This is a genomic window from Kitasatospora sp. NPDC059722, assembly GCF_042733235.1.
In the GTDB taxonomy this organism is placed as follows: Bacteria; Actinomycetota; Actinomycetes; order Streptomycetales; family Streptomycetaceae; genus Kitasatospora.
Genome location: NZ_JBHWGD010000224.1, coordinates 1 through 4,272, shown reverse-complemented (window position 1 = coordinate 4,272; position 4,272 = coordinate 1). Strand labels below are relative to the sequence as shown.

Here is a 4,272-nt window from a genome sequence, read left to right as displayed (position 1 = left end):
CCCCACGGCATGGCCGCCACCCTCACCACCACCGACCTCGCCCGCCTCGCCCGCACCGGCATCACCCCCCTCACCACCACCGAAGCCCTCACCCACTTCGACACGGCACTGCGATCCGGCCGGTCGCCGCTCGTGGCGGCCCGGTTCGCGACCGCAGCACTGGCCGCCTCGGACACCCCGGTGCCGGCGCCCCTGCGTTCGCTGGTGCGGACCTCGCCGCGCCGGGTCGCGGCAGGCACCTCGGACCAGGGCCAGGGCCCGGCCCTGAGCGAGCGGCTGGCCCTCGCCCCGGCCGCCGAGGCGGACCGCATGCTGCTCGACCTGGTGCGGACCACCACGGCCACGGTGCTCGGCCACCCCGACGCGAACTCCGTCGCGGAAGGCCGCGCCTTCACCGATCTGGGCTTCGACTCGCTGGCGGCGGTCGACCTGCGCAACCGGCTCGCCAGGGCCACCGGCCTCCGGCTGCCCACCACGCTGGTCTTCGACCACCCGACCCCGGCGTCACTCGCCGACCTCCTGCGGACCGAGCTCCTGGGCGAGCGGGCCGACCGACCGGCCGTCGCCGTCGCCAACGGCACGACCGCCGCGACCGACACCGACCCGATCGCCATCGTCGCGATGGCCTGCCGCTTCCCCGGCGACGTGAGCTCACCCGAGGACCTGTGGCGCCTGGTGGTCGACGGCGTCGACGCGGTCTCCGGCTTCCCCACGGACCGCGGCTGGGACCTGGAGCGCCTGTACGATCCGGACGCCGAGCGGCCCGGCACGTCGTACACCCGCGCGGGCGGGTTCCTGCACGACGCCGACCGGTTCGACCCCGACTTCTTCGGCATCAGCCCCCGCGAGGCGCTCACCACCGACCCGCAGCAGCGCCTGCTGTTGGAGGTCGCCTGGGAGGCCTTCGAACGGGCCGGCATCGACCCGGCCGTCCTGCGCGGCTCGCGCACCGGCGTCTTCGCCGGCGTCATGTACAACGACTACGGCGCCCGGCTGCACCAGGCCCCGCAGGCTCCGGACGGCTACGAGGGCTACCTGGTGAGCGGCAGCGCCGGCAGCGTGGCCTCGGGCCGGGTGGCGTACACCTTCGGGCTGGAGGGCCCGGCGGTCACCGTCGACACCGCGTGCTCCTCCTCGCTCGTCGCCCTGCACCTCGCCGCCCAGTCCCTGCGGCAGGGCGAGTGCGACCTCGCACTCGCCGGCGGGGTGACGGTGATGGCGAGCCCGGCGACCTTCGTCGAGTTCAGCCGGCAGCGCGGACTGTCCGCCGACGGCCGCTGCAAGCCGTTCGCCGCGGCGGCCGACGGCACCGGCTGGGGCGAGGGCGCGGGCCTGCTGCTCGTCGAGCGCCTCTCCGACGCCCGCCGCAACGGCCACCGGGTCCTGGCCGTCCTGCGCGGATCCGCCGTCAACCAGGACGGCGCCTCCAACGGCCTGACCGCCCCGAACGGCCCCTCGCAGCAGCGCGTCATCCACCAGGCCCTCCACCAGGCCGCACTCACCGCCGCCGACATCGACGCGGTCGAGGCCCACGGCACCGGCACCCGCCTCGGCGACCCCATCGAAGCCCAGGCGCTCCTCGCCACCTACGGACAGGACCGGCCCGCCGAACACCCCCTCCTGCTCGGCTCCCTGAAGTCCAACATCGGCCACACCCAGGCCGCCGCAGGAGTCGCCGGCGTCATCAAGATGGTCCAGGCGATGCGCCACGGCATCCTGCCCAGGAGCCTGCACATCGACGAACCCACCCCGCACGTCGACTGGACCACCGGCGCCGTCGAACTCCTCACCGACAACACCGCATGGCCCGCACACGACCGCCCCCGCCGCGCCGCCGTCTCCTCCTTCGGCATCAGCGGCACCAACGCCCACGTCATCCTCGAACAGGCGCCCGCCCTGGCCGAGGCCCCGACCACCGAGCCGGTGGAACCGCCGGCCCGGCCGGTGCCGTGGCTGCTCTCGGGGCACACCCCCGAGGCTCTCCGGGCCGGGGCCGACCGGCTGGCCCGCCACCTCGCCGAGCGGCCGGCGGAGCCGCTCGCCGGCATCGCCCACACCCTCGCCACCGCGCGTACTCCGCAGGCCCACCGCGCCTGGTTCGTCGCGGAGGAACGGACGGAGGTCCTGGACGCCCTCGGCGTGCTCGCCACCGGGCAGAGCGCCGGCACACCTGCGCAGGCCGCACCGCGCATCGCGTTCCTGTTCACCGGACAGGGCAGCCAGCGCGCCGGCATGGGCCGCGAACTCCACGCCGCCCACCCCGAATTCGCCGCCGCCTTCGACGCCGCCTGCGCCGCCCTCGACCCCCACCTCGACCACCCGCTGCGCGACATCGTCTTCGCCGACGAGGGCACCCCCGAAGCCGCACTCCTCCACCAGACCCGCTACACCCAACCCGCCCTCTTCGCCCTCGAAACCGCCCTCCACCGCCTACTGGAGCACTGGGGCGTGCGCCCGGACGCGGTGCTCGGCCACTCCATCGGCTCGATCGCGGCCGCCCACGCGGCCGGCGTCCTGTCGCTGCCCGACGCGGCCGCCCTCGTGGCCGCCCGCGGCAGGCTCATGCAGGAGCTGCCTCCCGGTGGCGCCATGGTCGCCCTGTCCCTGGACGAGGAGACCACCGCCGGGCTGCTCACCGGCCTCGACGGGGCCGCGGGGACGGCCGCGCTCAACGGCCCGCGGGCGACGGTCGTCTCGGGCACCGAGGACGCCGTGCGGGAGGTCGCGGCCCGGGCCACCGAGCTGGGCGCCAAGGTCCGTCGGCTGACCGTCAGTCACGCCTTCCACTCACCGCTGATGGAACCGATGCTGGACGACTTCCGCAAGGTCGTGGCAGGACTCGACTTCCACGCACCGCGCATCCCGGTGGTGTCCGACCTGACCGGCCGGATCGCCACCGCCGAGGAGCTCGCCTCGCCCGAGCACTGGGTCCGGCACGTCCGCGACACCGTCCGCTTCGCCGACGGACTGCGCGCCCTGGACGACGACGGCATCGGCGGCTACCTCGAACTCGGCCCGGACGCGGTGCTCGCCACCATGGCGGCCGACACCCTCCCGGACGCGCTCCTGCTCCCCGCGCTGCGGCGCGACCGCCCGGAGCTGCGCACCCTCCCGCAGGCGCTCGCCGCCCTGCACACGGCAGGTGCCCCGGTCGACTGGGCCGCGTACTTCGCCCACCACGACGGGTACCGGCCGGAGCTTCCCACCTACCCCTTCCAGCGCGACCGCTACTGGCTCGACGTCCCGCAGGCGCCCACCGGCGACCTCGGCCGGGCCGGCCTGGGCACCGCGGACCACCCGCTGCTCGGGGCCGCCGTCGAGCTCGCCGACGGTTCGGGTACCGTCCACACGGGCCTGCTGTCCCTGCGCACCCAGCCCTGGCTCGCGGACCACCGGATCCTCGGCTCCGCGCTCCTCCCCGGCACCGCGCTCCTCGAACTCGCGCTGCACGCCGGCCTGCGGGCCGGCAGCCCGACCGTGACGGAACTGACCCTGCACGCCCCCCTGGCGGTCCCGGAGGAGGGCGCCGTCCAGATCCAGCTGACCGTCGGCGCATCCGACGAGGAAGGCGGACGCTCCGTCACGATCCACTCCCGCGAGGACGGCGCCGAGGCGCCGTGGACGATGCACGCCTCCGGTGCACTGACGGCCGCCGCACCTCCTGCGCCCGACCCGGAGCCCTGGCCGCCGGCCGACGCCGAACCGGTCGACGTGGCCGACGCGTACGAGACGCTGGCGGCGTCCGGGTACGCCTACGGACCGCTCTTCCAGGGGCTGCGAGCGGCCTGGCGGAACGGCGACACCTGGCACGCCGAGGTCGCACTGGCCGAGGAACTCACCGACCGGGTGGGCGAGTTCTCGGTCCACCCGGTACTGCTCGACGCCGCGCTGCACCCCCTGGCACTGGCCGGCTCGGACGGCTCGGACGGCTCGGGCGGCCTGCGGGTGCCGTTCTCCTGGAGCGGGGTCCGGCTGCACACCACCGGCGCGACCGCGCTGCGCGTCCAACTGACCCCCACGGGAACCGACCGCGTCGCCCTCCTGCTGACGGACGCCGGCGGCTCACCGGTGCTCTCGGTCGACACCCTCGCGGTGCGCGAGACCGACCCGGCCCGGCTGGCCACCACCCGCCGGGCGGCGGACTCCCTGCTCCAGCTCGACTGGGTTCCGCTCGCGGCGTCCGGTGGGGGTTCGGGTCATGCCGACACCCCGGAACCGGTGATCGTCCACCTCGACACCGACACCACCCCCGAGGACACCGCACTCCACGCC

The 4,272-nt window shown here is 75.5% G+C and carries 1 protein-coding gene; it reads left to right on the top strand.

The features are described from left to right. Window positions 1-4,272 (top strand): beta-ketoacyl synthase N-terminal-like domain-containing protein (locus tag ACFV4F_RS42645; RefSeq protein WP_380511283.1); only part of this gene is annotated, 4,272 nt, incomplete at both ends.